Here is a 21,532-nt window from a genome sequence, read left to right on the forward strand (position 1 = left end):
AGTATTTTTACACGAATCCCGGCCACCCCTCAATCAGAGAGAGGTCAATATCCGTTTAATCTTTGCGTCGGCATCGGAGTCGATTCTTCCAGTCATGTTCCAGATTTCAACCGCGGTTTGAACGGAATTTGCAAACTGTTGTCCCTTTGTCGATGCCGCCATGTGGACGACCGACGAAAGGCAAACACTTGGATCGTTACGTGACGAAATTGACATGAAGCTGTGAAGCTTTGATTCAATGCACGGACGGTAATGATCAGCAACGTATTTCTGCGCGTCACCTTCACCGGAGAATTTTTCCCACGCGTAATTCAGCGATTGCTGCCCAATCCGCTGCGCCTCCATTATCGTTGAGTGAGTAGCGTATATTGATGTCAAATAGTATGCACCGAGAACACAAATGCTTATGACACGCAAATGCGTGGGGATGGATTTTTTAGCGATGTAACGAAAAACGAAGATCGCAAAAAAATGGCCCACCAGTGCTCCAGCCAGTCCTGCCCACCATGGTGAGACAAAAAAGGCCATTGGAACAGCGCCGCCGATCAGTTTGTCGGCGCGATCACCGAGTACAAAGCGGGTTATGAGGTAAATAATAGCCGCTACTGCGGTACCAACCAGAAATGCGTATATATAGTTCGGCATGTTTTTCCTTTACCCGCAGTGAGAAAGTGACACATCAGTGCCGAGGGTGAGCAAGAGGCCAGCATGTTGATGACGTTTAGCGTCAGCGGGGCGCATTTCGAATGACCTATAAACAGGAACCCCTGCCAAGATTCTTCGCGGTGCAGACAAACCGAGCGTCTGGGCAATACACTGTGCAGCATGCTCCGACGCTACTTTGCGCATTTCGTGCGGCAGCTCACCGATTACACAAGCGTCGCGTTCGTATTCTCCGTTAGGACCGAATGCCAGGTAAGGTATGTTACTGAATCGCATAATTCGTTTTCCGATCCTAAATAAGGCAAGTGAGAGAACCGATCGCAAGATCGAGAGCTTCAATTTCGTGATCAATCAAATTGCCAAAATCGTCCATGAATCCATTAGCCCAAAATGTGTTAAGCATGATTCGTTTTACTTTAATTAGTGGCTTTGCGAGTGAGATTCCTGAAACAACTTCAGGATAGCTTCGAAATCTGCATTTAGCTTCTGCCGAGTTACCCAGAAATGGTGATCAAGGCTCGGTGCATTAATCCGGTAAATGAGGATGCCATCTTCCCTATATCTTGCGTCCATATCCCACCAATAATTCAAGGTTGCGCTGTTCGAGTTGCATGCTCGATCAAGAGAAATTTGAAATCGACATGCAACATTTGACGGAGCAGTGAACGCAACATAAGGCGTACTGTATCTACCTAAAAATCCATGCCCATGACAGCATGCAACCGTCTCGACTTCAAACAGTGAATTTAAACCGTGTACGAGAGGCAGCATGTGCTCATCTATTAATCGCAGCCGTTTGGCGTCAGAAAATTTCCGACCAGATCCTCTCAAGACACCTTCAATCACCTGGTAGTTTTTATTAGACCAAAACAATGAATTTCCTTGTCAGGTTGGTTGTGTAAACGGGGAAGGTAGAATCGTTTCAGCGCACTCCTTTGCGCCATCACTCTTGCCCGTGCCATGCGTTGCCATTGTCTGCTGGTGTTTCAATGCGATGTCGAGGCATGCATTTGCGCATTGGGTCTTGGTAACATGGATAACCGCTTTCACTGCGGTTCTGACTTCTGCTTCGTCATTAGCTTCAAGCCAGGCGTCCAAGTCGCCACGACCGCCATTCAGGGCGGTCATGAATTCGTCTAGTTGTTTTTGTCCGAACATGGAGTTTTTCCTTTCAGATCAATCTCTTCGCGCAAATATATGATTCTTAACATTCCAAGTTGGACCATACCGTAGCAAACTCAGTTTGTAGACCGCTTGATTTTCATCCGCTGTAAGCTCCCTGTTTTCTTTAATGGCTTTTATTATAGTGTTGTCTATATATATTGATGCAGCAACCTGAATTACCAATGTAGAAACTATTGCCGAGAAAAATGCACAACCGATGATACGCAAAATCATTTTTTCTTTTGGAGGCAAGGGTTCATTAAGTCTTCGTGATTTCTTACGTATACCTACAAAACAGGCTAAACCGCCAATTGCAGCGTAAAGCATTATCATTAATATGAAGTACATTAAAGTCATCCTTGCGGTTATTGGTTTGCAGGCGCAGCAGCAAGCGTAGCGTTCCAGATAAGCAGGAAACGATGTTCGCTGAGTTGCGCGACACTGTTGCGGCCTTTATCGGTCATTTCAGGGGTAGGTACACGCGGCACTAAAACAAATCCTTTGTTCGAGATCTGATTCTGCAACCATTCAGCAACCCGTTTACATGCATCAGCGCCATGAGCGCTTTCGTTTTCCGTAAGCCACTGAGCTGCTAAGTTCATGTCTTCATGAGATGGCGTGATTGCCGTCATGTCGTTTCCTTTTATACCGTAATCGCTTGCAGTCTTGCAAGCGCATCTTCAACAACAAAATCGGGAGCGGCTTCAATTTTCTTCGCGCCCCGCGCTTCCAGGTCAAGCATGCGTACTTGATTGACCAGTGCCACACCTTGCGTTTTTGTACCTGAACCGCTCAATTGCACCGCAAAGCCAGCATGCCGCGCAAAGTCACCGCCTTGCGTAATCGGTGCGATCAAAACGACGCCCATCACATTAAACACAGATGTAGAGAGCACCAGGGCGGGTCGATATTCACCTTTTTGTTCGCGTCCCACTGCTGGCTCCAGATTGACCAACACGATGTCCCCGCGCTCAAATTTGACGCGCTTTACCATGCTTCACGACCGACAGGCTTAACATTGTTCCAAACTGCCATATCTGCGGGTTCTGGTGCGCTCATATCGCACTGCGCCACAAGGCAGACCAGCGAATATGCGGGGCGCTTGGCTTTGAGCATGACGCCCTCTGGCCGCACATCGACAGACAACTTATCGCCTAGCGATGCCTTGAGTATACTAAGCAGTTCGGTCGGCAAGCGAACCGCTGCGCTGTTGCCCCATTTCTGAATTGATAGTTCCATTTGCAAACTCCCTATAAGTATCTACAATGTAGATTCTTTAATTTACCTTGTCAAGCAATTGGTTTAAACAATGTATCTACTGAATCATTTCGGCAAACATCTCTCTCAGCTTGCTCGGTTGCAACTCTAAATACGGCATCACGTGATCCAATCGAATGCCCGAATCACAAGCTTTTCAGCGGGGTTGTCGGAAAAATGGGAAAACCATTCCGCCAAAGAAAAATGCCACCCAGGAATAACCGGGTGGCATTGTGTTTTCTCTAGTTACGATTTAAGCAAACAACTCTTCTGGGATTTCGACATCATTTCCCAGAACACTCGCCACAAAACATCGCATCGCGGCAACCAGGTCGGTTGGACCATATTGCCGAAACCAATAATGCGGCTCTTTTGGGTCCGGCGTTATCACAGCTTTGGGTGAAACCGGGTCATCAGGGTAAATCTTGATATTTGCCCGTTTGATGATCTAGCCAGCCTGCTCCGGATTTGCCGATGGGTTGATCAACGTCAGCCGCTCACCTTGATCAAGGAGAGGTGCCTTTCTTCCCCTACTCCATCCGATAACAACTGGTATGCCAGCTGCTGTAGCTACAGCCCAATCAAGGGCTGGACCTTTTAATTCTGATGCGTCCATTTTGAATGCCTTTCATTGAATGCTGGTCTGCGCCAGCGGTTTTTCCTATTCCGATACCGTCGCTTTTGCGGCAAGCTTTGTAAGCTCGGTCATAACTCTTGTCTCATCGATGCTCGGCATTACGGATGCGGCCATGAACGGACTATCTGGCGGAAGCCAAATATCGAACAGTGCTTTGTTTATTGGAGACCGCGCAACGGTTGCCTCAACGCCGTCAGCGAAGACTATTTTCATACGTGGATATTCGTTGCTTGCGTCCTCAACGTGAAGTACACCAGGAAGGCTGTGTACGTTGATAATCGACGCCGCATTAGCATTTGTGGACATGGTGAATTCCTTTGGCTTCTTTGAACAAATCGGATAATGCCTGTTCAGACTTTTGGTAAATCTCCTGCATTCTCCAATCCCAGTATTCTGGTGTCAGAATGCCGGATTCAGCAGGGATAATGGCATAGTAGCGATTCAAACAGGCCATCAGTGAACAGACATCCGAGCCTGTCCAGACCCGGTTACTGTCAGTACAGAGAATCACCGCCGCCATGAAGTCCATCAGCACCTCAACAGTGACTTCTGGGCATACTTGAAGGCCGTTTCTCTCCGGTAAGCCAAGAAATACCCTGGATTGATCGGTGACGTGAGCAGACAAATACTTCCATAAGACATAGCGAAAGCGGTTTTTAGCCTGTTTTAAATCTGCATAGAGTAGAACATCCTCCATGTATTTTTTCAGATAGGGATTACTGAGAAACAAGTTACTCAGTATTGCGAGTGGGTTTTCGACAAATAATTGCATATGATTTCCGTAAAAAAAAAGAATCTTACGATTCCATTGAGGTTTTAATTCATTGGTCAATTGCTGATGACCAACTTGTTTTTAGTCACGATGCGAATACTGAAATACGGACTCGGAAGCGCTTTCAGAACTGGCGTGAATCTCACCGATTCCCTTGTGAACATGGCCGGTTGATGATTGCCTTTGTTAAGGCGGTTGTGCTTTCTTAGTAACTACGAATACAAGTAGCTGTGTGAAAATAGACGTGGTATGGGTAATGTGTCTGACAAATGCCAGATACGGTGTTGCTTGAGACGCAAAAGGTAATCAGATAGCCGACTGGTATACAGTCATTGAACTATCTGAAAATACTCCCGGAAAAGGGAAAGAGTGGCGATTGCCATGAACGATGTCAGTTGCCTGACGTGGGATAACTATGATGGTAGCACAAACAAATTGGCAGACCAAAGTTTTCCTGAAAAGTTGACTGCCACCGCGACCACCAGAGCACAGGCGGGCAGAAACCCAGGACGCGCAAGTAAGGTATCGGCAAGTTACTGTGAACCTGGGCCACGAGGAAACAGGCAAAACGGAGGTCACCATATACCACGACTGCAATTAACGCACATACACACCACCTTAACTCACCCCACCACCTCCCTGCTACCCTTGCCGTTGCTCAACCCCCCACTGTGTTGAGAGCGCCGTTCTGAATGACCGCCCCAAAGAGTGAAAAGAATAGAAAGAAAAGAAAGAACGAAAAGAATGGGAATGGGCTGCGCCAGCAAGAAGGAAGGCGGTCGGATCAGCGGGGGGTTGTGGTTATACGGGGTGTATGTGCGTTAATTGCGCTTATGGTATATTCAGTCAAGTCATCTTTTGCGGAAATTTGGATAGGAGGCGCGACCGGGATTCCTTAAAATTCCGCAGAAATTCACTTAACTTACTGATTTTGTGTGCTATTTCTGTATTTTCAGTGTGGGAATTTGACCATTCCTCAACAATGTCCATGACGCAAAATTCCCGGCTACCCCGCCATTTGACTTTCTGATTTCTTTGCTACGATATCAGCATCACTCTCCTTTTGACTGCTATGCATACCCAACTCTCTCCTGCAGATCGTCTGCTCTGGCTCAACTCCCCCCTGCCGGCGTTTACCGCATGGATCAGTTCTGAGGAATTCAAAAAAACCGCGTTCCGGGATCGGCGCAAATCCACTTTGTCGGCTAACTCGGTATACGTGTACCAGGTCATGTTCCAACGCTTTCTGAATTTTCTGGCCAAGCGTGGCTGTTCTTTACAGCATGCCTCCGCGGAAGACATTTACGCCTTTCTGACCGAGCGCCAGGACGGTGCGGGGTTGGTGTTGGAAAGTGAGATTCAATACCGGTATCTGCGGCTGCTGGAGCGTGTGTTCACACATTTGCAATGCTTTCCACGGCCAACAGATAATTTGCTGTTCGGCCCGCTCAAAGAGCAATACAAGCTCCGGGGTCGTAATCTGCAGACGGTAGCGCTGACGGACGCAGAAAAAACCTCTTTTCTGGCTTGCCTGCCGGTCGATACATCACAGGTTCGCTCCAACCGATCGCTGGCCGGCTGGAAAAAACGGCGTGACCGCGCCCTGCAATGCACTCTGCTCGGAGCCGGGCTGACCGTTCAGGAAGTCGTCCATCTAAACATGCAAGATATCGATCCCCTGCTGCAGACGGATGGAACCCTGCGTATCACCGTCCACAACGATGGTACATCTGCGCATGATGCGCCGGTAACGACTTCTCACACCACTTTCATGCATGCTGACCTCTGCCCTGAACTCCTGTGCTGGCTGAACGAACGGCGCACCCTGTTTCCAACGTGTTCTCTGGTATTTCCAGGAAAAGATGGAAAAGTGATGGATAAGACATCCGTGTATCGTCAGATCCGGAAGACCTTTGATGCGGCAGGCATTGCGATTGCCCGGCGCGGCGGCCGTACCTTGCGCAATACCTATGCGGTGAGTGAGTTGTCGTCCGGGACTGCAACCGCGGAGCTGGTTGAAAAAATGGGGTTGTTTGAGGAACGTTCGCTTGAAATTTACGCGAACGCCGCGAATGGAGTAAATTAAGTTGACTTTAGATCACTTCAACCAAGCATGCGACGCCGCCCATTTCCCGCGCTTAACGCCGGCGCAATGGGCGCAACTTGTCCAAACACTGGCCGGGGCCGCTCTCGTGGACCTCGAACATTTTTGCGACGCCGCGGATCTGGAATTGTTTGTTCGCAGTGTCCAGCCCACGGTGCAGCAAACTTTGGAAGAACTGGGATACCAGTTTGATTTGTCTGTTCTGCTCGACGCTGCACTCCGTGAACGTAAAGGCCTGTTCATCGCTTTACACAAGGCGCGCACCGATGCGGCGGCGCGCGACTACATCGCTCGGCAGGGATTTAAGCGAATGGATAAAATCCCCACGCCGGCTCCCTATTACAATTTTCATGTGTACTCCACCAAAGCCGCCTTATGCATTTCTGAGGCCAGGACACGAGTGCAGCAACGTGCCACCATTAACATTGAAGGCGCGCATGCCCTGAGCGGCAATCGCTACGATTGGCAGCAAAAAATGACCATGCAACTCTCGCCGGAGGAAATGTTTATCATGCTGGCGCTGTTCAACCGAAAAATTGTGAGCCTGAAATTTGCTGGCCACGGTCGTCAACATGACAAATTGCTGGAAGGCCAGGTGCAAGACAGCCATTTCTTTTTCAGGATGGTTCAGCGCGGACGGTCTCCGATCGCTATCCCTGTCTCTGTGGCTGATTCGCTGAATTGGACGTCGTTGTTATATCAGCAGATAAAGCTGAACCACCCTCACCTCGTCATGGATGAATTGAATATGATGCAGCAGCAATTGATTGCTATGTATAAGCCTTAAAAAAAATCCACCCCGGGGAGAGGTGGATTTTTTGTATTTTTTTAGTGAACGATTTTCAGAACCAATGCAGAAATTAATCCCATTTGCAAAACACTGACACCAACCACCCAGCGGATTATTTCCGATTTTGTGTCAGAGTTCATTACTTTTGCTTCCTGGCGTAAATTATTAATTTCCAATTTTACATTAGCGAGTTCTTGTGTGGAGTCGGACTTGGTTGCAAACTTGTCCGCCACGCGTTCTGCTTCTTCAGACAAAACATCCACCAAGACCGAAGCCTGCGCTTTGGCCTGTTGCGGTGAATAACCAGCATTTTCCAGTTGTTCTACGACTTTCAAAGTGTCGAAAGGGATTGCCATCATGTATTACTCCTATCGAATATATGCATTTTGCGCCAATTTGCCTGCGCCTATGCGTTTTAGTTTGAACCCATTATGCCATGAACAGCCGATTGCCAAAATAACCGTTAGCTATCCAGCTGCAGCGATGATTCTTTGCATGGGAACCAAGGGGATGAACCACTCAGCAAATAACGGCTCCCCGTAGCATACAAAGAGTTGATAGGCTCTGGTTGATACAAGCCAGTGATTTTTAGTTTGAAAGTCACACCATAATCATTGGTGAAAATGACCGAATCTCCGACTTTAAATTTCAGCGGCGATCCGTTTTCTGGTGCATGAGGTTTTTCATTTTCATGTTGAGCGATGACCATTGCCTGCCAGTCATCATGAGAGTGAGATATGAGTTTGTATTCGTATTGAATATTTTGCATGATATAGTCTGAGAGAAGTGCGAAGCCCCCCCCAAGCGGGAGGCGTCCCGCTTGGTTAAGTGATAGGCGCATGCAATTTTTTTGGTTTGACATTCATTATGTGAACAGCCATCCCGGAAAATTTCTATTTCAGACCAACTTACTTTGCATACTCTGGTATTGGAATTATTTGATGTTTAGCAGGGTCAATAACAAAGACTCCCGCCTTTCCGACAACAACATTTTTCCTATCCGAGTATTCTGCTTTTGGCACCAGACTGAATATTTCTTGGCCGTCTGCCGCACGTCGTGCCAACAGGCCAACCATTCCCTCCGGAACACCCGCCTGCCAGTCTCCCCAGGCAGCGCATGTGACAAATTGTTCACGTACCTGTAACTTCAGGATACGTTCATTGTAGTTATACGATTCACCAATTTGGAGTTGCTTGCCGGTGAATTTTTCGTAAGATTCCGGAAACCAGTTTTTAAAAGTGTTCCAGGCGCATTCCATTTGAAAGTCACCGGAAGTCCAATTCGTTTTGTCTGCCCAAAGCCGCCACTCTGATTCGAAGACGATTGCTGGAATACACCATTCACAATCTTCTTCGTATTCTCCCGCGTGATGGCGCATGTATTCAGGGATCAAGTTGTTTTTGGTAGGACTGACCAGCACACCACCATGTCCTGCTGTTGTAACAGAGCGAATTCCACGAGCGATATTCGTTACGTTCTGGGCCACGCCCCAAGGTGTAGATGTTGCCATTATTGATTACTCCGATCATGGCGGCGCATTCCCCCAAGCGGGAGATGCGTACCCGCCTGGTTAGTTGATGTCACGCTTTCCTTACACATAATTTCAACCTTGATAGTTGAATTTATGCACGAGCGTAGGCGTGATGTTTGATTTTTACTGCGAGATGAACAACGCGGAATTTCACGCTGCTATTTTTAAATGACGCATGTTTTTAAGAAGGAATGGATCTGGAATAACCTTATCACTTCGTTTCAAGTAAAGGCTTTCCCGGATTTCCTTCACAGACAAGCCCCAGGCACGCTCAATTGAACCGTGGCTGTATTGAATCAGATATGGGACTCTGCCAATGTCATAGCAATAACCCATCCACTTGTAAAACCGTTCCCCATGATTGTTGTGAGGTACGAATTCACCGGATTCAATTTTTTCTGCCAGAGCGCGTGCTTCTTCGGGTGTAGTGGAAATGGTGTGATTAACAAATTTCCAGAATGTGACTTTCATTTTGATGCTCCTATCTGAATTAGATGCGGAGCTACCCTTTGACGGGTAGCGAATACCCGCAAAGTGGTTGAATGAAATTTCAAAAGAATTGTTCGACTAATGGCCAACGTAGCCTTCTAGCCATTGCGCCATCAGTACATGATAGAAATACAATTCGTCCGCGACGCCTTGCGCACATTTGCTGTGAAATTCCTCCCAAATGTCTTGCTTTTCCTCATCGGATAAAGCGAGATATTCTTCGAGGGTTCCTGAATCAAAACAATCCATATCGGTGCCGGCGTTTTGCAAGGCCTGATATCCGGATATGTATGACTCTTTTAATGGCGTGCCGTCAAAATAGTTCTCGATCAGCTGAGAGTATGGCTGCGTGAATGCCAACAAAAATGCATCGAGACAGTAATCAGCGTCATCGATTGGGGAATTGACGCCGTGCTTGTTAAAAATTTGGTACAGGATGTAGCCTGTGCGACATGCAATGGCTGCATCAAATTGCTTGGAGAAGGTATTCATATTAGCCACCTTAAAGTATGTAGGCAGACCTTCCCCAGCAACGGGGAATCTGCCCGCGTGGGTTGGAAAGAAAGTCTTCAAAAGACCGAAAGGGGATTAGGTTGTTGACACCGGAAAATCCGGAAGCACATGTCACAGCAAGCGATCGTCCAGCTTGGCATTACCTGCAAGTTGGAAGTCCGGTTCAGTGAGTGAAAAGACGATGCAAGTTTCCCTGCTTAGATTTCTAAATGATAAGACTGATTGAATTCAAAGTCAAAATCTACTATTTTTCCTGTGCGCCGGACCTGATGGTATATGGTCGATTCGGTACCACTACCCAGATACCCGCAATAGTTAAAGGTGACTGTTGCATCACGGCCTCAATACATTTCCACGTCCCCAATTTGGTCACGACCACCATTCCAATGGGATAAGCACCGGAAACACCATCGATGGCCGCTTTCTCTTCCAGAAGGCACAAGCCACTGAGTGCCCGGTAACTCAGTGGTACCGGCAACGGAGTAGTTGCTGACGCAGTAGTTGGCGCGACCGTGAATACGATGGCAGCGCTCCAGAATAAGCAAAAGATTTTCCGGGCAGTTTTTAAAGTCTGTTGCATATCCTGACCTCCAAATAACTCTATTATCTTCAGTCGCGTCAAGCGCTGGCCAGCGTCTTTTCACTCAGAAATTTATCACCAATGTTGATTGATGAATTCTGATCGGCATGTATTTTCTGACCGCATAACTCGAATACACAATGGTATTTGCTCACCGTACTTCCTTTCGCCTGCATACTTTCCGGCGCATAGCGCAGTGATGTTTTCAGCATGCGGCGCAGTTCTTTGATCGTGTAATTTCCCGATGACACCAGACTGACAGGCGAGAGTCGCTTGTTTTGCTGTTTGGCCGCATGATGCTGCTGGCCGTCCGGATTGCGCTCACGTAATTGCATCACTAAACCATCAATCGTTAATTTACCGTTGAGCACACTCAGTTTATCGGTGTCTTTGTACTGCGCCAAGAGGTCGTATGGGTTCCTGCCACAGCAGGAGCAACGTTGCGAGGTCCCTTTACCGCTGGTCGATGCACCTGGGAATAAATTCATCGGTTTGTATTTCCCGGTTGGCTTACCCTCTTTGTATTCTTGGGTGAGCAAATAGGGATGGTGCCAGGTCTCCGCACCCAACCAGAACTGTTTTCTGTCCATTTGATGCATGCTGGTTCCGGAATACAGATATCTGTTCAATACGGATTCATAAACCGAATTCAATTGCTTATTACCTGTGTCACCTATTGATGACTCCAGCACCGGAAACGCGTTGTAATACTGGCAGATGCGGTTGATATGATGGCAAATGTCCCCCACCACGTTTTCTCGCACTGAAGACAGGTTCATATTGAATTTGCTCTGGAATTTCTGCCGGATGTTCGGGCGGTGTTCATAACTCCATGTCTTTTTGATCAGACGCCGGATGGAAGCAATGGACTGGTATCCGGAATCAATCAATTTCTTGCTACGGATATGATGGCATGCGTACCCAATGCCGAATTCACCCAGGTCAATGGAAACGATGTGGTCGTAAAAGCTTTCGCTGGCCGGTTTTGCCGGTCTGGTCTCCGTTACCGGTATCGATACCATCGCCGTCATATTGTCCTGATGCGCGGTCACTCGTAACTGGTTGTTGTTCCAGGTCACTTGCTGCTGATAATGCTGGGTAACGATGAACGACATATCGCTCATGACGGTCTGGTCGATCAGCGTGCGCTCCAGCACCGATTTATAGGTTGGACTACCAATGAGGCGATATCCGGTTTCTTGTTTGAATGCATGAAAGCTGCCGTTGGTTTTGGAGACACGCAGGCCATGTATCGCAGGTTCATTGCCCAGTTTTGGAGAGTAATACCAGTCATGGGGAGCCTGTACCATCCACGCCTTCAATGCCTCTAACGGCACATCATCCTTTTGTAGCCGGTTCAACATCGTTACCGGTTTGGCTGTTTGCAATGCGCTGGCCTGCAGGATGCGAGCTGCGATGCCGATTGGCTGATCGGACTTCAGATATTGCGCCGGGAACGACCACTCTTTATCCTTGGGTACGTACATCAGGGCGTTGTCGCCGCCGAGTGCGAATCGCATTTTAATAATGAACTGTTTCCGCAATAACGGAAAAATCAAACCTGACACCGCAGATGAATACAGATTCAGTATTTTTTGAACGATGGAGACCGGTACGCTGGCGTTTTTTAGGCTGATCGAGACAGTCGCCGGGATTTCCACGTAGGCAGTTAACTGGGACACCATCGGTGTCAGTAATTCTGTCGGATAGTCGATGGCAGGCAATCCGGAGCAACGCAGGGCATGCAAAGCTTTTTTCAGGGTCAGGACATCTTCAATATCATCCTGAGACTGGATTTCCATGTCGTCAATAACATCGGACAGCCACTGCAACCAATCGGTACCCATTAAAGGTCCGTCCTTCAATGGGTAGGTGCCGTGCCGTGATTTATCAAAGACGCTGGCATAAACACGCCCCTTTTGATTAAAAATCCAGGTGTTCAGTAGGGAAGGATTTTCAAATACATCAATTGCTTTGAGCGCAACAACGAGTGCATGCTTGGTTTTTTCGGAACAGTTTTGGATGCTGCGTCCGATTCTGTTCAAGATATTCCGGCGAGCACGGCGATCACCACGCGGCTCATGAAATTTTGGATTGATGATATGCAGATGCATGGCTTCACGTTCTGCTACACGTTGATAGGCATCACAATCAGCGCCAGCATAATCGAATAAGCGTTGGCTGTTTTGGTGCCAATCCTGCCAAAGCACATTGAAGGTGCTTACCTTCGTTGCCAGTTCCTTAGCAACGTCAGGATTACCTCCTGAAAACTGGTTGAGCTTGGGCAAGGCCCTGAGCCACTTTGGAATTTCAAAAGCACATGCCGTGGTTAACGCCAAAAGGCTGCTATCACTATTGGCAAGCGCGATGTCTTTTTCACGCTCGATATTGGTTTTGAGAATACTCAGCTGTCCATGCAGCGTATCAATATCGTTGGATAAGCGCACTATGCCATTGCAGGCTTCGTCCACCGGCATGACGATGTTGCCTGATATGGTCTGCAACATTGCCTTGGCTGATTCAGACTGAGTAAGGATATGAGAGCACAGATCCGTCAAATTGTGCGCGGTGATGTCCATGCCTTTGAAAAACCGTTCTGCAGGCTCACTGACGAGATCGGCAGGTAATTCGATGCGATGAATACCCTCCAGGATTTGCGTGAGTTCTTCCAGTCTCGTATGATAATTGGCAACCCATGAAGTCACCTTTCCACCAAAATTTGCTCTGAATCCGCCGTAATGCTTTTGGCCGAGCTGGTTTATCGGAGGGATCGATGTTGCAGCACTTTTTACCAAAGCGATATTGGATCTGAAATTATCCGCAATGTCGAAATCACTCAGAATCTGATCAAGGTTCGTTTCGGAAAAATAGGCAATCCCTTTATTGAAAATCCAACTCAACGCGCTGGCATTGGGTGTGACGGACTCCGCTTGTACCCAGGATTTTAAATTGATTTCATCGGGTTTTCTTGCCGCGATAATGGCGAATACGCTTTGAATCGGGTATTCACCAGCTGGCAATACATTGCCATTGAATGCAATGGTCGCCCCTGCAGGTTCAGTGTCCACCAATTGCAATGCTTTTGATGCTAATGACGGCAGCTGCCAGCCCTTCGCCTTGAACAAAGCATCCATTGACTGCATACCAAGCACAGGATTGTCATTGAGTGCTTTCCAACTGGTGCATGACTGGGCAATTGAGTCACCGAGTTCAGTAAAAAACGCAACCACCTCTTGTGGATAGTTATCTTCACCCTTTGAATTTTGTAAGGACTTGGTGCAGATTCGTTTTGCCATTTCGTTGGCGATAACGTTGGGAGTAAATGATACATCTTTACCCCCTGTGCTTCTGACACCCTTTTGCAAGGAGGAATACAACTGGCTTGGAATGAAATTGTCGATGGATAGTCCCGAGACCCGGCAAAATGTGTTGTGCCAGTTTTTATCATCAAATATTTTTAGTTGACGAAAAGTTGTGGCGTCCCCCGCTGCTGCGAAAAACTGAAATCCACAGATGTGCAAAGTAGAAAAAAAATGGAAGAGTGATCCCGGCTGAGTTCCTTCTACAACGTTGTACAGCTGACCTAATTCATTTTGATCGATACCAACAAAGTCAGTGATATCAAGTGGAAATTGCAGAGTTCTCATTGATGGCTTATTTGCTTTAGCAAGTAGCGCAATTTCTCCCTTCCATTGTCGCGCCTGAGCACCGGAATTTCTTGATTGATGCAACTTTATTTTTGCGTTTGTTTCTACTTGCATTATTTTTTCCTTTACCAAACTAACATCCCTACCCAGATCAATGTGTCTATCCTTCAACCAAACTAAAATACCTACTACGGCACTTGCATCGTCCTTCAACCAAACTAACATTCCTACTCTTTACAGGAAGTCGAACCTTCAACCAAACCAATATCCCTACTTTGGAGCAAACACAAAACCTTTAACCAAACCAACATCTCTACCCAAAATCTCTGACCGATCCTTTAACCAAACTAACTTCACTACGCGATGTCTTCATTTGTACCTTCAACCAAACTAAAACACCTACCAGCTGGTGCGCTAAATCGCCTTCAACCAAACTAAAACACCTACTGCGGATCTAAGGACGAACCTTCAACCAAACTAAAACACCTACATGCCTGCTGTCACATCATCCTTCAACCAAACTAAAACACCTACCTCAACTAGGGCTGGTTCCTTCAACCAAACTAAAACACCTACTCATAAGATGTGGTGAATCCTTCAACCAAACTAAAACACCTACAAATGCATATGGAAAAATCCTTCAACCAAACTAAAACACCTACATACTTTCCCTAGAAGATCCTTCAACCAAACTAAAACACCTACCTAAACCGACTACCGGACCTTCAACCAAACTAAAACACCTACGACAAAAGCTAACGCGATCCTTCAACCAAACTAAAACACCTACTTTACCCGACGCCCAAACCTTCAACCAAACTAAAACACCTACTCGCCCAGTTTGAGCCGAACCTTCAACCAAACTAAAACACCTACTCGCTATGTGCCCTTATATCCTTCAACCAAACTAAAACACCTACCCATCGTCATTCCTGGAACCTTCAACCAAACTAAAACACCTACCTTTACACATATAGCAAATTGAATTATAAGACTAATTCCAACAATGAAAATAAATTTTTGAAGTGAAAACACTACAATTAACACATCCAGATTCTATTTGGACATGGAATAATTCAAGCAAAAAGAAATTTTCTCTGTGGCTTCCGTACTTACTTTCCATCAATCCTATTCCACGCAAAAAACACCAGTTCAGATTTGAATACAATGGTGGAGAAGTTGAGGTTGATTTAAAAAATGTAGATTTCATTTTGATCTATGGCGGAAAAACAAACTGCACATTTCCACTCGAATTTCTTGATCTGCTCAACGATCTCGGTATTCCGCTGGCAATTCATCGTCGGAACCAACCCCGGCCATATTTCTTTTCTCCGTCTAATGGCTCTGACAATGTAGATATTCTTAGTAAGCAAATTGAGTTTCGTACTAATGAGAGAAAACGCTGTTTTATCGCCAAAACGTTGATTCGCGCCAGATTAGAAAAGATGGAATCTCTGATTGCTATTAGCGGAACAACGCAAGAGCAATTGTCTGCTGCGATTTCCATTGCCGTTGTCCGTAATATTGAAGCAACCGCCACAAGGCGGTATTGGAATGCGTACTACGACGCGCTGAACATTGATGTCTCCCGTAGAGAGGCCCATATCGTCAATTCTGCTTTAGATGCCTGCAGCACCTTCATGGCCGGGATCTTATTGCGTTGGATTTTGTTTCACAAACTAGCACCAACGCACGGTTATCTGCATCAGCCCACAAACTATATTTCACTGGTCTATGACTTGATTGAACCATTCCGGTATATCTTCGAACAGGCTGTATTTGCGAGCTATCAACGGTTGAGTGAAAACAATACTGATGAAAACGAATTGATCGCTGAAAGCATCAAGGAACTTAAAGTCTTATTGAACGAAGAAGTCTGGGTCCCCACCATGCAAATTACTGCCAGGCGGAAGAATCTGATGCATGGGGTGGTACTGGCGCTGCGCAGTTATCTGGCCGGGGAAACCAAACGCTTTGCGATACCCGCTGAAGGAATCCGTAAAGGAGGAAGACCTATTAAAGCGGCATTCAGGATACCGGGAGCAAAGTGACCCGGACAACAGGAAAGGCAGGCTAAAAACAAAAAATCCGCCGAAGCGGATTGGTTGTGTAACTTGTTAGTCGCTGTTACTCGCGCCCGTTTGCTAAGGTAAGGATCAACGATCCAAGGGCGAAACGGGTTGGTTTGACAATATTCTCACCTTGGAAATTGGATGTCAAGAAATTTTTTCAGTCACATAATTAATTGAATGTCCATTCCAGTGATATTCCAAATACGAAGCATGCAGACAATCACGCAAAATAGTCGTTTTAAATGCTGCCAGACATTCTCCATTGGCATTTCTTACAGAAGGATATACCAATCCATTAGCACCTGACTGACGCAGCATCAGTGCCTTTGTTTGCGAATAGGTATAACTTTCCCGATCGAACATGCGCGTGTCTTCGAGGCTCACATGGCGTAAATCAACCACTGAACCCTTAACCTGCATGCAGTACAAACGCATTTGCAAATACGTCGGTTCTTGCTTAGTTGCCCGCATGAATTTCTCACTGTGATATCGCGTTTCTGCAATAGCTGTTTCCTTGTCATTCGCAGCATAGAACACACCATAGCTACCATTGGAAAACCGGCTCCCCAAAGGATTCAGGTGTGTAAAAGCGCTCATGATCGGACCACATCCATTTCCGAAAATGCGTTCGGATTCGGGCACCAGATTCAAACTACCGATCTCTTCGCGCAAACGATCATTCGTCATTGATTCAATTTCATTAAGCAAATCAAATTCATCTTGATCAGCAACCCGGTCATAGAGGTAAATTGAAGGAAATCGTGTGGGGATAATCCGATAGCCCGGTGACCAGTTCAGATTCAATTCAGGATAATCCATCAAGACCACCCTCCCCTCATTGCATCAAGATACTGACGGACAACATATAAATCAGCAACATTGCCAGACAACATCCTTGCAATTGCAGGACGGCCCCCAAAAATGACTTCCTCATTGGGTTGGCTTACCCACGCATCCGCTGCTGTTGCATCCGGAAGCAAAATTTGCAAGGCTTTGTATATGCCAAGGATGTACGAAATACGCTCCAGCGTATCGCGGCTGAGTCTGGCCGAAGTGGGATCTTTCTTCCAGTTATAAAAATTTGTGCGACCCGGCCATCCCAACAAGATCATTTCTTCAGCATTATTTAACTTCCAGGCTGCGGCAATATTGAAGAAGGCCTTGATACCAGCCACGGAAAGTTGCTTTGATTTTTGCTGATCGTTTAATGGTAATTTTTTCATGCTGCAATCCATATCGGTACTTTTACTTAATATTAGTACGTTTTTGGACATATGCAAATCCTTTCTTAAAAAAAATGCACCCCATAAGAGGTGCATTTGTTATTGTTTCAATGTCAATTTCGAGTCCAGCTGGATGAATATCAGAGGGCTTCAAATATTAATTGGTTGCTCTCTGCCAGTCTCAGCGGGGGTTCCGTTGTTTCTTTTTCCTTGTCACTATAGGTCAAAGACGGGCCGCACTGTAAATTCAACTCAGTATGAACCGTGTCAATGCAATCAGCCATTTGTTGACAAATTTCCTGATCTGATTCACAAGTATTGTGTCTTAGTGCAGAGAACAGCTGAGCTGGACGATACGTCGAAGTTGTTGTCCGCCTGAAAACCGTCAAATATTTTTTCGACAAATCTTCTGCTTCTTCATATTGCTTAAGAAAATCATCATTCGCTGCTTCCATTTGGTCAGGTAACCACTGCCTGCGCTTACCAACAAACAGGTTCAGCTTTTCAATCACCTGATGTGACTTAGGGAAGATATGAATCGATCCAACGCCCGGATAGTAACGGTAGTCGAAATATTCAGTCTTAGCACGCTCGCCATTGGCATGAAGATTGTTTTGGAAGCCGGCAACCAATCCATTATATTTTCCCGATATGCCATGCAAATAACCAAATACCTTATCGATATCGGCTAAGAATTGCTCCGCTTCATAGTTCAAGCCACTGAAGCTCATACGCAAAGGAAAAATAAACCGGCTGCGCCGGATACGCATGCCAAATCGATGTTTTTCATTGGATTTCCAGGTTTTGAAAAACGCTACATTATCTGAATCACGTCCAATGATGCTGTCAAACATGCCGCAAATCATATCGGCATATATGTCGCCCAACGATGCATACAAACCTGCTAAAAATCCATGGACATTACCGATTGAAAATTCAAGCTGAAAAATAGACTCGGCTTCTGATTCCATTTTTCTTCGCGCCTGATTACTGAGTTTATCGGTCAACAAGGACGATCGAATGATCTGTGACCATGCTTTGCGAGTCAGTTCGTCCATTTTTTTCCGCAATTGGACATTCATAGCCTTTTGGAAGGATCGTTTGTCTGAATTCAACCGGAAATTGTTATTGACGCCCTTAGACTGCATTACCTCCAGAGTTACCCCCAAAGAGTTTTCTGCGCATTCACTCACCATGTTGGCCTGAATAGACTTCACGGCTGCATTCACAGCTATGTGATAACGTTCAAAGGTATTCTCTACAAGATTACCAGGCAGCGCTAACGCGTGATTGATTTCTGGCTCAAGATCCTCAACCTTCTTCCTTGGACTTAATTCACTGAGAATGGCCGCTACATCAAAACCATTATCAGGAATTTTTTCCAGATAAATCAAAGCAACTTCGACTTTCGTTTTCCGTTCGACGTCATGTATAAATTCATCTTTCAGAAATTCGACGGTTCCGTATTTTTGGATCAGTTCCACGAGTCGCTTACGATCTGCAGAGTATGGATTACGAATGGTTTCAGCGTTGATAATGGCAACAATTTCCGCTTCGTACACTATATCCCACGCATGCAAAACATGCGTTACACCCTCAGAAAATGGCGGATTCATAATTACATGTGTGACGGTGGCCAAGGATTCGGTCTGCAAGAAATCATAACCAACAATTTTGAGATTTGATCCAATCTCCTTCAGATTGGGATGGTGGCTCACATCAATTTCGATTACCGATATTGGAATATTGCGATCCAAGATCTGCCGGTAATGTTTTTTGAACTGTGTTTTCAGGGAAAGTGATTCTATGTCTGGCATATTTTTTTCGGATAGCCAGGGAACTTCGTCATCAGACACCCCTGAAAACCCATCCAGGGCATAACGAAGCAAATGCCCTTTTCCCGCATTTGGTTCACAGACATGCTCAATGGGTTTCTTGAATTTGGCCCACATTTTAACGGCGGTGTGTTCGCCGGTTGCGTAGTATTGAAAGGACATTATTATTCTCCACGAATAGCGGGGAGCCACCCTTGACGGGAGGCATATACCCGCAGGGTTTAATGAAATTTACAAATAGGAAATCACGCTGTGTGAATCACAGCTGATCAAAGTGAGTTGGTACCGTGTGAAAATGAATTCAAATGGTCATTGCTAACCATTCAAAGGACTATTTAATAGGGATATCAGAGTTACTGTTGGTTTAAACAGCCAGATTCAAAATCGAAATCCGTCGGCTGAATACTTGCGTGAAGCTACAGTATTAACTGCGCTGAGGCCATGAGCCTGATCGATGTGAGTTTCCTCACTGGAGTGACTGGAAGTATAGCAAAAAATCCCCGGAACAGATTAATCGTGGAATTTTCAGGCACAAAAAAACCACCTTTTAAAAGGTGGTTTCTGTATTGATTTTGAACGGCTTATTCGTTTGCCGGGATAAATTCTGAAATATTGGCACACGCAATCACTAAGCATGCCAACGAAGACGACAATAACCAAGTTTGGCTCAGACTGGGCACGAATTGCATCAACACTACCGGGATCAGTAGCGCGGCCACCCCCCAGAAAATAATCCAAGAGGCTAAAATGGTTTTGGATTTCATAGTTTCCTCCCTGTTTGATAGTCACTTAATGGCATTTTAGGAGTTAGGTATGAAATCGTCAAATTTAAATTGCTGGCTAACTTGGGCTGTCACACTCCAGATGAACCAAAGCCGCGAGATAGGCACATTCTCAACGAACTAAACCACGTTGAAAGTGGCTTAGTTCGTGTAAGTAGAGTTTAGTTTTGCTGTACCTTTCTGGCGTAGAAAAAATTTTCCAAAAAATTGCCAATGGCAGCAGCGGTCACCGAGCCGGAGAAAAGAAGATTTTTTGTCGTTGGTGAAAATACGCGCAAACGATTCTTCTTAATTTCCAACCCGAGCAGTGGCTTGCTATCTGATGACCGTAAAAGCATTTCACATGCTTCGGATGCGCTGTATTCAATATGGAAACCATATTGAATAGCCGCATTTTTGATCTCATCAGGGATGTGGTTTGTTTTAACTGATTTCATATTTTTTCACCAGGTCAGGATAATCAGCGAGAACTTCTGCAGGCGGTATGGTGTACTCCATTGGAAGTGACTTGCCTGCATTGTTTGAATTAACATACAGCGCGTTGTTCACACAATTTCGGTGTAAATCAGCAATCGCCCCCTCGGATGTCTCCGCATCCGAAAAACCGATCGACACTCCAGAGAAATAGACTTGCCATTTCCGGCCGTGAGTTCGTTTTACAGCGTAGAAGATACGACCCTTGTCTTCGAGTTTTAATTCATAACCACCCGGGCCGAGCTGTGACAGTCCAGCATCTTGTAATTGACGCTGGAACGACCGGTACCGGCGATTGAATGCCTCATCCGATTGGATCGGAGTGTCGGCACCTTTGCCGATGTAGTCAACACGCGATTCCAGTTGATTAACCTGCGCTACTTTCGCAAATAACTGTCTGACTATTTGCTGTGGTTGGATACCTACGTTTTCTGTGATAACGCCATAGATGCGTTGAAATTCTTCCGCACCATATGATGTCAAACAACGAGGAATGCAGTTATTGCAAAGACCATAGCCGACATCCTGGTTGAACCACTGACGTCCTAATGTTTCACTGCCGCAGCAGGCACAATTTAAAAACTGAATGGGTTTTGATTCTTGGGTGGTATCCATGTGGATCTCCAAAAAAAAATGCGGCAAATGCCGCTTTGTGATTTACTGAGGATATATGACCTGAAATGTTTGGCGTGCATATGCATCTGACGATGCGCCAACCATACATACAGATCAGGCTTGTATTGAATTCGCCATCTTTGCCAGGATTGTGCAGGCCTCTTTCGCGGAGGTGGCGGTGAAAGATTGCTTGGTACCGGAATAGGGTTCGGCCAGCCAGGTTTGATTGGCTCCCGTCAAATAGCCTATCCGAGTCGCCCCACTCTCACCGTTCTTGACCATCCGCACCATATAGCGTGCCCTCCCTTCCTCTTCCGCTTCGATTCTGACGGTTGTTTGGTTGAGGATTATCGTGAAATTTTTATCCGACATTTTTTATCCTT

25 protein-coding genes and 1 CRISPR repeat array are annotated in these 21,532 nt (G+C 46.1%); of the genes, 3 read left to right on the top strand and 22 right to left on the bottom strand.

Annotated features, from left to right (window positions below; genetic code table 11):
• Positions 1-33: 33 nt before the first annotated feature.
• From HV832_RS16185 to HV832_RS16220, 8 genes are all read right to left on the bottom strand, one after another.
• Complete coding sequence (locus tag HV832_RS16185; protein ID WP_176804965.1) at positions 34-645, bottom strand: hypothetical protein; 612 nt, start codon at positions 643-645, stop codon at positions 34-36.
• Between the two features lie 903 nt (positions 646-1,548).
• Positions 1,549-1,821: a hypothetical protein gene (locus HV832_RS16190; RefSeq protein WP_176804967.1), complete on the bottom strand. Its 273-nt coding sequence runs from the start codon at positions 1,819-1,821 to the stop codon at positions 1,549-1,551.
• An 18-nt stretch (positions 1,822-1,839) separates the two neighbouring features.
• The gene (locus HV832_RS16195) at positions 1,840-2,175 is read right to left on the bottom strand and encodes a hypothetical protein (RefSeq protein WP_176804968.1); all 336 of its coding nucleotides are present in this window, start codon (positions 2,173-2,175) and stop codon (positions 1,840-1,842) included.
• Positions 2,176-2,192: 17 nt separating this feature from the next.
• Positions 2,193-2,459 (bottom strand): hypothetical protein, encoded by a 267-nt coding sequence (locus tag HV832_RS16200; protein WP_176804970.1) that lies wholly within the window; start codon positions 2,457-2,459, stop codon positions 2,193-2,195.
• 11 nt (positions 2,460-2,470) lie between these two features.
• Positions 2,471-2,821, bottom strand: coding sequence for a type II toxin-antitoxin system ChpB family toxin (locus tag HV832_RS16205; protein WP_176804972.1), 351 nt, complete (start codon positions 2,819-2,821; stop codon positions 2,471-2,473).
• Positions 2,815-3,066, bottom strand: a complete 252-nt coding sequence (locus HV832_RS16210; protein ID WP_176804974.1) for an AbrB/MazE/SpoVT family DNA-binding domain-containing protein — start codon at positions 3,064-3,066, stop codon at positions 2,815-2,817. Before HV832_RS16210 ends, HV832_RS16205 begins: the two co-directional genes overlap by 7 nt.
• A 679-nt stretch (positions 3,067-3,745) precedes the next feature.
• Complete coding sequence (locus HV832_RS16215; protein WP_176804976.1) at positions 3,746-4,027, bottom strand: hypothetical protein; 282 nt, start codon at positions 4,025-4,027, stop codon at positions 3,746-3,748.
• Entirely contained in the window at positions 4,011-4,493 is a 483-nt protein-coding gene (locus HV832_RS16220; protein WP_176804978.1) for a hypothetical protein, read from the bottom strand. The genes HV832_RS16215 and HV832_RS16220 overlap by 17 nt, the downstream gene beginning before the upstream one ends.
• Positions 4,494-5,565: 1,072 nt before the next feature.
• On the opposite strand from HV832_RS16220, the gene HV832_RS16225 reads away from it, so the two are divergent.
• Entirely contained in the window at positions 5,566-6,579 is a 1,014-nt protein-coding gene (locus HV832_RS16225) for a tyrosine-type recombinase/integrase (protein WP_176804980.1), read from the top strand.
• Between the two features lies 1 nt (position 6,580).
• Positions 6,581-7,384: a hypothetical protein gene (locus HV832_RS16230; RefSeq protein ID WP_176804982.1), complete on the top strand. Its 804-nt coding sequence runs from the start codon at positions 6,581-6,583 to the stop codon at positions 7,382-7,384.
• Positions 7,385-7,425: 41 nt separating this feature from the next.
• On the opposite strand, the gene HV832_RS16235 is transcribed toward HV832_RS16230, so the two are convergent.
• The 7 genes from HV832_RS16235 to cas12c form a co-directional block, all read right to left on the bottom strand.
• Positions 7,426-7,746, bottom strand: a complete 321-nt coding sequence (locus HV832_RS16235) for a coiled-coil domain-containing protein (RefSeq protein ID WP_176804984.1) — start codon at positions 7,744-7,746, stop codon at positions 7,426-7,428.
• Positions 7,747-7,850: 104 nt separating this feature from the next.
• Positions 7,851-8,156 (bottom strand): hypothetical protein, encoded by a 306-nt coding sequence (locus HV832_RS16240; protein WP_218132067.1) that lies wholly within the window; start codon positions 8,154-8,156, stop codon positions 7,851-7,853.
• Between the two features lie 139 nt (positions 8,157-8,295).
• Positions 8,296-8,898, bottom strand: coding sequence for a DUF7007 domain-containing protein (locus tag HV832_RS16245; RefSeq protein WP_176804986.1), 603 nt, complete (start codon positions 8,896-8,898; stop codon positions 8,296-8,298).
• A 171-nt stretch (positions 8,899-9,069) separates the two neighbouring features.
• On the bottom strand, positions 9,070-9,390 hold the full coding sequence (locus HV832_RS16250) for a hypothetical protein (RefSeq protein ID WP_176804988.1): 321 nt from the start codon (positions 9,388-9,390) through the stop codon (positions 9,070-9,072).
• A 96-nt stretch (positions 9,391-9,486) separates the two neighbouring features.
• Entirely contained in the window at positions 9,487-9,900 is a 414-nt protein-coding gene (locus HV832_RS16255) for a hypothetical protein (RefSeq protein WP_176804990.1), read from the bottom strand.
• Positions 9,901-10,165: 265 nt separating this feature from the next.
• Positions 10,166-10,501 carry a hypothetical protein gene (locus HV832_RS16260; RefSeq protein WP_176804992.1) on the bottom strand — a complete coding sequence of 112 codons (336 nt, stop codon included), beginning with the start codon at positions 10,499-10,501 and terminating at the stop codon, positions 10,166-10,168.
• A 38-nt stretch (positions 10,502-10,539) separates the two neighbouring features.
• Entirely contained in the window at positions 10,540-14,262 is a 3,723-nt protein-coding gene (gene cas12c / locus HV832_RS16265) for a type V CRISPR-associated protein Cas12c (RefSeq protein ID WP_176804998.1), read from the bottom strand.
• A 262-nt stretch (positions 14,263-14,524) separates the two neighbouring features.
• Positions 14,525-15,068: a CRISPR direct-repeat array (repeat unit 27 nt; unit sequence ATCCTTCAACCAAACTAAAACACCTAC).
• A 105-nt stretch (positions 15,069-15,173) separates the two neighbouring features.
• Between cas12c and cas1 the strand changes: the two genes are divergently transcribed.
• A complete protein-coding gene (gene cas1, locus HV832_RS16270; protein WP_176804999.1) occupies positions 15,174-16,199 on the top strand; it encodes a CRISPR-associated endonuclease Cas1 in 1,026 nt (341 codons plus the stop codon).
• Positions 16,200-16,364: 165 nt separating this feature from the next.
• Here cas1 and HV832_RS16275 read toward each other — a convergent pair whose 3' ends face one another.
• The 7 genes from HV832_RS16275 to HV832_RS16305 form a co-directional block, all read right to left on the bottom strand.
• On the bottom strand, positions 16,365-17,039 hold the full coding sequence (locus tag HV832_RS16275) for an RES family NAD+ phosphorylase (RefSeq protein ID WP_176805001.1): 675 nt from the start codon (positions 17,037-17,039) through the stop codon (positions 16,365-16,367).
• Entirely contained in the window at positions 17,039-17,443 is a 405-nt protein-coding gene (locus HV832_RS16280) for an MbcA/ParS/Xre antitoxin family protein (RefSeq protein ID WP_223827370.1), read from the bottom strand. Before HV832_RS16280 ends, HV832_RS16275 begins: the two co-directional genes overlap by 1 nt.
• 140 nt (positions 17,444-17,583) lie before the next feature.
• Entirely contained in the window at positions 17,584-19,440 is a 1,857-nt protein-coding gene (locus tag HV832_RS16285; RefSeq protein WP_176805003.1) for a DUF4942 domain-containing protein, read from the bottom strand.
• 419 nt (positions 19,441-19,859) lie between these two features.
• Positions 19,860-20,042 (bottom strand): hypothetical protein, encoded by a 183-nt coding sequence (locus HV832_RS16290; protein ID WP_176805005.1) that lies wholly within the window; start codon positions 20,040-20,042, stop codon positions 19,860-19,862.
• Between the two features lie 179 nt (positions 20,043-20,221).
• Positions 20,222-20,497 carry a hypothetical protein gene (locus tag HV832_RS16295; RefSeq protein ID WP_176805007.1) on the bottom strand — a complete coding sequence of 92 codons (276 nt, stop codon included), beginning with the start codon at positions 20,495-20,497 and terminating at the stop codon, positions 20,222-20,224.
• Positions 20,484-21,149: a hypothetical protein gene (locus HV832_RS16300; protein WP_176805009.1), complete on the bottom strand. Its 666-nt coding sequence runs from the start codon at positions 21,147-21,149 to the stop codon at positions 20,484-20,486. Before HV832_RS16300 ends, HV832_RS16295 begins: the two co-directional genes overlap by 14 nt.
• A 114-nt stretch (positions 21,150-21,263) precedes the next feature.
• Positions 21,264-21,521 carry a hypothetical protein gene (locus HV832_RS16305; protein WP_176805011.1) on the bottom strand — a complete coding sequence of 86 codons (258 nt, stop codon included), beginning with the start codon at positions 21,519-21,521 and terminating at the stop codon, positions 21,264-21,266.
• Positions 21,522-21,532 lie beyond the last annotated feature (11 nt).

This window comes from Cognatundibacterium oligocarboniphilum, from assembly GCF_013377855.1.
GTDB classification, from domain to species: domain Bacteria; phylum Pseudomonadota; class Gammaproteobacteria; order Burkholderiales; family Burkholderiaceae_D; genus Undibacterium; species Undibacterium oligocarboniphilum.

Excerpts from the sequence above, each read along its gene's own strand:
- HV832_RS16185 (WP_176804965.1), bottom strand. The coding sequence starts at position 645 with ATGCCGAACTATATATACGCATTTCTGGTTGGTACCGCAGTAGCGGCT.
- HV832_RS16190 (WP_176804967.1), bottom strand. The coding sequence starts at position 1,821 with ATGTTCGGACAAAAACAACTAGACGAATTCATGACCGCCCTGAATGGC.
- HV832_RS16195 (WP_176804968.1), bottom strand. The coding sequence starts at position 2,175 with ATGTACTTCATATTAATGATAATGCTTTACGCTGCAATTGGCGGTTTA.
- HV832_RS16200 (WP_176804970.1), bottom strand. The coding sequence starts at position 2,459 with ATGACGGCAATCACGCCATCTCATGAAGACATGAACTTAGCAGCTCAG.
- HV832_RS16205 (WP_176804972.1), bottom strand. The coding sequence starts at position 2,821 with ATGGTAAAGCGCGTCAAATTTGAGCGCGGGGACATCGTGTTGGTCAAT.
- HV832_RS16210 (WP_176804974.1), bottom strand. The coding sequence starts at position 3,066 with ATGGAACTATCAATTCAGAAATGGGGCAACAGCGCAGCGGTTCGCTTG.
- HV832_RS16215 (WP_176804976.1), bottom strand. The coding sequence starts at position 4,027 with ATGTCCACAAATGCTAATGCGGCGTCGATTATCAACGTACACAGCCTT.
- HV832_RS16220 (WP_176804978.1), bottom strand. The coding sequence starts at position 4,493 with ATGCAATTATTTGTCGAAAACCCACTCGCAATACTGAGTAACTTGTTT.
- HV832_RS16225 (WP_176804980.1), top strand. The coding sequence starts at position 5,566 with ATGCATACCCAACTCTCTCCTGCAGATCGTCTGCTCTGGCTCAACTCC.
- HV832_RS16235 (WP_176804984.1), bottom strand. The coding sequence starts at position 7,746 with ATGATGGCAATCCCTTTCGACACTTTGAAAGTCGTAGAACAACTGGAA.
- HV832_RS16240 (WP_218132067.1), bottom strand. The coding sequence starts at position 8,156 with ATGCAAAATATTCAATACGAATACAAACTCATATCTCACTCTCATGAT.
- HV832_RS16245 (WP_176804986.1), bottom strand. The coding sequence starts at position 8,898 with ATGGCAACATCTACACCTTGGGGCGTGGCCCAGAACGTAACGAATATC.
- HV832_RS16250 (WP_176804988.1), bottom strand. The coding sequence starts at position 9,390 with ATGAAAGTCACATTCTGGAAATTTGTTAATCACACCATTTCCACTACA.
- HV832_RS16255 (WP_176804990.1), bottom strand. The coding sequence starts at position 9,900 with ATGAATACCTTCTCCAAGCAATTTGATGCAGCCATTGCATGTCGCACA.
- HV832_RS16260 (WP_176804992.1), bottom strand. The coding sequence starts at position 10,501 with ATGCAACAGACTTTAAAAACTGCCCGGAAAATCTTTTGCTTATTCTGG.
- cas12c (WP_176804998.1), bottom strand. The coding sequence starts at position 14,262 with ATGCAAGTAGAAACAAACGCAAAAATAAAGTTGCATCAATCAAGAAAT.
- HV832_RS16275 (WP_176805001.1), bottom strand. The coding sequence starts at position 17,039 with ATGGATTATCCTGAATTGAATCTGAACTGGTCACCGGGCTATCGGATT.
- HV832_RS16280 (WP_223827370.1), bottom strand. The coding sequence starts at position 17,443 with ATGAAAAAATTACCATTAAACGATCAGCAAAAATCAAAGCAACTTTCC.
- HV832_RS16285 (WP_176805003.1), bottom strand. The coding sequence starts at position 19,440 with ATGTCCTTTCAATACTACGCAACCGGCGAACACACCGCCGTTAAAATG.
- HV832_RS16290 (WP_176805005.1), bottom strand. The coding sequence starts at position 20,042 with ATGAAATCCAAAACCATTTTAGCCTCTTGGATTATTTTCTGGGGGGTG.
- HV832_RS16295 (WP_176805007.1), bottom strand. The coding sequence starts at position 20,497 with ATGAAATCAGTTAAAACAAACCACATCCCTGATGAGATCAAAAATGCG.
- HV832_RS16300 (WP_176805009.1), bottom strand. The coding sequence starts at position 21,149 with ATGGATACCACCCAAGAATCAAAACCCATTCAGTTTTTAAATTGTGCC.
- HV832_RS16305 (WP_176805011.1), bottom strand. The coding sequence starts at position 21,521 with ATGTCGGATAAAAATTTCACGATAATCCTCAACCAAACAACCGTCAGA.